The organism is Mesorhizobium sp. M2A.F.Ca.ET.067.02.1.1, assembly GCF_004023285.1.
GTDB lineage: Bacteria > Pseudomonadota > Alphaproteobacteria > Rhizobiales > Rhizobiaceae > Mesorhizobium.
Map to the genome: position 1 here is coordinate 1 of NZ_RZSB01000433.1, position 5,161 is coordinate 5,161.

The 5,161-nt window shown below is 64.7% G+C and carries 6 protein-coding genes; 1 reads left to right on the forward strand and 5 read right to left on the reverse strand.

The genetic code is table 11. The features are described 5' to 3' along the window. From EOA28_RS24225 to EOA28_RS24235, 3 genes are all read right to left on the reverse strand, one after another. The coding region (locus EOA28_RS24225) for a histidine kinase (RefSeq protein WP_128315357.1) at positions 1 to 1,186 on the reverse strand (1,186 nt) is incomplete at its 3' end. Positions 1,187 to 1,208: 22 nt separating this feature from the next. Continuing rightward, positions 1,209 to 1,874 (reverse strand): response regulator transcription factor, encoded by a 666-nt coding sequence (locus tag EOA28_RS24230; RefSeq protein WP_127250901.1) that lies wholly within the window; start codon positions 1,872 to 1,874, stop codon positions 1,209 to 1,211. Between the two features lie 64 nt (positions 1,875 to 1,938). After that, a complete protein-coding gene (locus EOA28_RS24235; protein WP_127250902.1) occupies positions 1,939 to 2,238 on the reverse strand; it encodes a hypothetical protein in 300 nt (99 codons plus the stop codon). A gap of 219 nt (positions 2,239 to 2,457) precedes the next feature. Here EOA28_RS24235 and EOA28_RS24240 point away from each other — a divergent pair, with 219 nt between their 5' ends. Beyond that, on the forward strand, positions 2,458 to 2,844 hold the full coding sequence (locus tag EOA28_RS24240; RefSeq protein WP_127250903.1) for an ester cyclase: 387 nt from the start codon (positions 2,458 to 2,460) through the stop codon (positions 2,842 to 2,844). A gap of 108 nt (positions 2,845 to 2,952) precedes the next feature. On the opposite strand, the gene EOA28_RS24245 is transcribed toward EOA28_RS24240, so the two are convergent. Both EOA28_RS24245 and EOA28_RS24250 read right to left on the reverse strand, forming a co-directional pair. Then, positions 2,953 to 3,360 carry a DUF3168 domain-containing protein gene (locus tag EOA28_RS24245; RefSeq protein WP_127250904.1) on the reverse strand — a complete coding sequence of 136 codons (408 nt, stop codon included), beginning with the start codon at positions 3,358 to 3,360 and terminating at the stop codon, positions 2,953 to 2,955. Between the two features lie 137 nt (positions 3,361 to 3,497). Further along, positions 3,498 to 5,051, reverse strand: coding sequence for a trimethylamine methyltransferase family protein (locus EOA28_RS24250; RefSeq protein ID WP_127250905.1), 1,554 nt, complete (start codon positions 5,049 to 5,051; stop codon positions 3,498 to 3,500). Between the last annotated feature and the right edge of the window lie 110 nt (positions 5,052 to 5,161).

Here is a 5,161-nt window from a genome sequence, read left to right on the forward strand (position 1 = left end):
CTATAACGATTTCAAACAGGTTGCCGCTTCCCGAAATAGTGGCGATTGTCACGGCAACAGCGCTCTTTGCCCATTTCATCGCATTGTCGAGCAGATTGCCGAGCAGTTCCTCGAGATCCTCGCGCTCGCCGGCAAAGACGATCTCGGCCGGCGGCAGGGACAGCGTCAGCCGCGTTTGCGGATTGAGCTTGCGCAGAACGCGCACCATCCGCTCAACCAGCGGCGAAACCGGCGTGCGGAAGACGACGCTGTCACGTTGCGCGGCGACGCGGGCGCGCTGCAGGTAATGATCGACCTGCTTTTGCATGGAAGCCGCCTGGTCGGCGATCAGCTGGCCCTTGGCGCCGCCGAGCGCGCGGCCCTCATTGATCAGCACGGCTAGAGGCGTCTTCAGCGAATGGGCGAGGTTGCCGACCTGGGTGCGCGAGCGCTCGACGATGCGCCGGTTGTTCTCGATCAGCGCATTGGTCTCGTTGGCCAGCGGCTCGATCTCGGCCGGGAAGCTGCCGTCGAGGCGCTGGGCCGTGCCTTCGCGCACCATGGCGAGCGCATTGCGGACCCGGCGCAAGGGCTGGAGGCCCAAGAGGATGGCGATGGCGTTGATGGCGATCATGCCGACCCCGAACAGCGACAGATAGGTGAGCAGGCGGCGCTGGAAGCTGGCGATCTCCTGCTCGAGTTCGCTGTGGTTGCCCATGACGCGGAAGCGGGCGGCGCGGTTCTTGGCGTCCAGCACGAACTCGCTCTCGAACACTGCGAGCTGCTCGCCCTTGATGCCTTCCATCGAGTAGCTGCGCTGGAAGTTCGCGTTGAACGGGACCTCCGCGACGCTCGGCGACAGGAGCGAGGTCGTCATCGAGGAAGAATGGATTTCGCCATGCACGCCCTCGGAGGAAGGCTCCACCGACCAGTACCAGCCGGAATTCGGCTCGGAAAAGCGCAGATCGCCAAGGTCGGGCGCCCCGGTCAGCGCGCCGTTGTCGGAAATGCCGACGGAGCCGATCAGGTTGAACAGATGAGCCGAGAGCAGGCTGTCGAAGCCGCGCTCGCTGGCCTGGCGGTAAAGCGTGGTGATGAGGGTGAAGATGACGACCAGCGTCAGGATCGCCCAGATGGTCGAGAAAGCAATGACGCGGAAGGTCAGCGAGCGCGGCCAGAGCCGCAGCCTTGAAATCCACCTTCCCATCGCTGGCTTCAGCGGTTCCGCGTCACGCCTCCGGCTCTCGCATGCGATAGCCCATGCCACGCACGGTTTCGATCATGTCGATGCCCATCTTCTTGCGAAGCCTGCCGACAAACACCTCGATGGTGTTGGAATCGCGGTCGAAATCCTGGTCGTAGAGATGCTCGACCAGCTCGGTACGCGACACCACCTCGCCCATATGATGCATCAGATAGGCGAGCAGCCGGAACTCGTGCGAGGTGAGCTTCAGCGGCATGCCATTGACGTCGGCCTTGGACGCCTTGGTGTCGATGCGCAGCGGGCCGCAGGTGAGCTCCGAAGATGCATGGCCGGCCGCACGGCGGATCAGGGCCCGCACTCGGGCGAGCACCTCCTCGATATGGAAGGGCTTTGTGACATAATCGTCGGCGCCGGCGTCGATGCCGGCAACCTTGTCGCTCCAGCGGTCGCGGGCGGTGAGGATCAGCACCGGCATCTTGCGGCCGCCGCGGCGCCAACGCTCGACGACGCTGATGCCATCCATCTGCGGCAGGCCGATGTCGAGGACCACGGCATCGTAAGGCTCGGTCTCGCCGAGGAAATGCCCCTCCTCGCCGTCATAGGCCCGGTCGACGACATAGCCGGCATCGACCAGCGCATCGGCCAGTTGCCGGTTGAGATCCTTGTCATCCTCGACGACGAGCACGCGCATGGGTTGAAGCCTGTTGCTGGATAGACGTATAGGCCGATTCCGCTGGCCTGGGAAACGAGAGGGGTCAGCCCATCGGGACGACGATTTCCGAGCGGCGCGGCCGCTGGCCGTCCTTGCCGGGGACGAGCACGACGATGACGCAGACCTGCTGGCCGCCCCGCGTCGCCTGAGACGCCTTGGCGAGCGTGCCTCCATTCTGCGCGGCGACCTGCTGGCCGATGGCGTAGCAATCGCCGGAGGCGAGCACCACCGGCTGATCGGCCGACGGCTCGATGACCGGCAGGGCGATCGCCTGCGACGCAAGAAGCCCGGCCGCGGCAAGCGCCAGCACTGCTTTGCGGAGATGTGAGCCAAGGTTTTTCATGATCACGGTTCTAACGCATATGGGCTGAACGTGAAATGAACGGTGAACGATCGAAAATCATGCCCGCCATTCCCCCGCGCCTGGCGGTGCCAAGGCTCCCTCAAGCCCGGCTTCGAATTCATAGCCGGAAAGGCACTTGATCCGCTACGCTTTTTGGCCTGTCTTCACCGCGCACTGCGCTAGCTAGTGTAGAAACACCGGACGGCCATGGAGGATGCGATGACGCGCGAGGATATTGCCGGTCTCTTTCGGGGCTACATCGCCTGCCTGAACGAGCAGGATTGGGACAATCTCGGCCGCTTCGTCGGCGAGAAGGTGCAGTATAATGGCGAGACGATCGGGCTTTCGGGCTATCGGCGCATGCTGGAGGGCGATTTCGAGGCTATTCCCGACCTGCGCTTCAACATCGAGCTTCTGATCTCGGAGCCGCCGCGCGTGGCGGCGCGTCTGCATTTCGACTGCCGGCCCAAGGGCGTGCTGTTCGGCCTGCCCGTCCACGGCAAGCGCGTCTCCTTCGCCGAGAACGTCTTTTACGAGTTCCATGACGGGCGGATTCGCGAAGTCTGGTCGGTCATCGACAAGGCCGCCATCCAGGCGCAGCTGTAGGCCAAGGCGCTTCGCGTGAAACCGATTCAAACGCCGCGCTCAAGCTGTTGTTTTGATGAACATTCCGGAGCCACTTTACTCCTGGGCGGCATGTATCGGCGCAGTCTCTCAAGGAGCGTCCTGCGTCAGCGCGCGGAAGCGCAGCAATCCATGGTGGACGGCCAGATCCTCGTCATAGCGAGCCTCGGCGAATTCCAGCGACAGGCGCGTCTGGCCGCGCGAACCGATCGAAAATGCCGCGCCGTCGAGCCGCGCCCTGATGCTGTCCATGATGAGGCGTGTCTCGGCCTCGCCTTGAGCTTTCGACCAGATATGCAAGGTGACCAGTTGGTCATTGTCGTTATCGGCGCCGGTCTCGAGGTCGAAGGCGCTGGTGCGGCCGTAAGTGACGTTCGGAAAGGCGGCTTTGTCGCTCGCCTGCTCGAGCAGGCCGGCGCCGCCAAGCAGCGCCGACAGCGACGCATCAGTCTTCAGCCTCAGGAACAAGGCCTGCATCAAATCGCCAGGCGTCGTCATCTACCGTCCATCGCCAGTACATATCTCCTCACGCTGCCCGGCAACGTAGCCGCGCTCGCGATCCGATGCCAGATCGCGAATCGTTTTGACTATAACGTGAATGGCGAAGATCCCGAATTTATTACGTTTTCGTCAAACTAGGAGACCGGCGCGGCGCCACCCTCCTCGGTGCGCTTGGCAATGAACTCGTCGAGCACGCCAGCGGTAGCGGCAGCGGGGGCCGGCGGCTGGAAGTCGGAAAGAATGCGCTTCCAGATACCGGTCGCGCGCTCGGTCGCGGTCTTGCCGCCGGATTGCGTCCAGTTGCCGAAGTTCGACCAGTCGGCCACCAGCGGCTCGTAGAAGGCAGTGCGGTAGCGCGACATGGTATGGGCGGCGGAGAAGAAGTGGCCGCCCGGCTGCACCTCGGCGATGGCCTCGAAGCCGATGGCATCGGCGTCGCCCGGCGTGGTGGCGCAAAGCTCGGCGATCGTCTGCAGCGCCTCGACGTCGGTGATCAGCTTTTCCAGGGATACGCTGAGGCCACCTTCCAGCCAGCCGGCGGCGTGAATACAGACGGTGGCGCCAGCCAGCACCGAGCCCCACAGCGCGAACTGCGTCTCGTGTGCCGCCTGCGCATCGGCAATATTGGCGGCGCTGCCGCCGCCGGAACGCCAGGGCAGCCCAGTGTAGCGGGCGAGCTGTCCCGCCCCAAGCGTCGCCTTGATATGTTCCGGCGTGCCAAAGGCCGGCGCGCCGGACTTCATGTCGACATTGGAGGAGAAGGAGCCATAGACCACCGGCGCGCCGGGGCGCACGATCTGGGCAAGCGTCAACCCAGCCAGCGCCTCGGCATGCTGCAAGGTCAGCGCGCCGGCAACCGTAATCGGCGCCATCGCGCCCGCCAGGCAGAAGGGCGTGATGATCAGGACCTGGCCGGCCCTGGCGAAGTCGATGATGCCTTGCGCCATCGGGATATCGAGTTGGCGCGGCGAGTTGGTGTTGATGACGGTGTAGCAATAGGCGCCCGCGCGGAACTGGTCCTCGGAGAGACCGCGCGCCAGGCGGATCATCTCGAAACCGTCCTCGACCTGCGGCGTGCCGCGCGCAAAGATGAAGGGGAACTTGTCCGACAGCGTCAGTTGCGCCCGGTTGACCGTATAGTGGCGGAAGCGGTTGTCGATGTCCTGCGGCTCGACGCAGGGGCCAAGCATGTGCAGCACGTCGAAATGCTGGATCAGCTTGATGAATTCCTCGAATGCGGCGAGCGTGCCCGGTCGGCGGCCGCGCTCGAGATCGGTGACGTTGGGGGCGCCGGAGCCCGCCAGGAAGGCCATCGAGCCGAGCTCAAGCGTCAGGTCGCGCGAGCGGTCGCCGCCAAGTGCCGGAATGGAGCGCGGCGCCGAGGCAAGTGCTGCCTCGACCATGTCGCGGCCGATCCTGACCATCTGGCTGTCTTCGTCGACCAAGGCGCCGGCCTTGGCGTAGATGGGGCGGGCCTCGGGCAGCAGCACCTTGATGCCGAGTTCTTCCAGCACGCGTAGCGCGGTATCGTGGATCGCAGCGACCTGATCGTCGGAAAAGATCGGCTGCGGCAGGAAGGGGTTCTTCAGCGACCGGTAATTCGGGTGCCGGCTCGACTCGCTGCCCGCCTCGCCGGTACGTCCCCGCCGGCGCTCGCGCCTGAGATCACGTGCGGCCTCGTCAATCATGGCGCTTCCTCCTCATTGCCGCATCGCCTTGCCTTCGGGGTCGTAGGGCGAGGCCGCACGTGATCTCAGGCGCGAGCGCCGGCGGGGACGTACCGGCGAGGCGGGCAGCG

Excerpts from the sequence above, each read along its gene's own strand:
- EOA28_RS24240 (WP_127250903.1), top strand. The coding sequence starts at position 2,458 with ATGACGCGCGAGGATATTGCCGGTCTCTTTCGGGGCTACATCGCCTGC.
- EOA28_RS24235 (WP_127250902.1), bottom strand. The coding sequence starts at position 2,238 with ATGAAAAACCTTGGCTCACATCTCCGCAAAGCAGTGCTGGCGCTTGCC.
- EOA28_RS24245 (WP_127250904.1), bottom strand. The coding sequence starts at position 3,360 with ATGACGACGCCTGGCGATTTGATGCAGGCCTTGTTCCTGAGGCTGAAG.
- EOA28_RS24230 (WP_127250901.1), bottom strand. The coding sequence starts at position 1,874 with ATGCGCGTGCTCGTCGTCGAGGATGACAAGGATCTCAACCGGCAACTG.
- EOA28_RS24250 (WP_127250905.1), bottom strand. The coding sequence starts at position 5,051 with ATGATTGACGAGGCCGCACGTGATCTCAGGCGCGAGCGCCGGCGGGGA.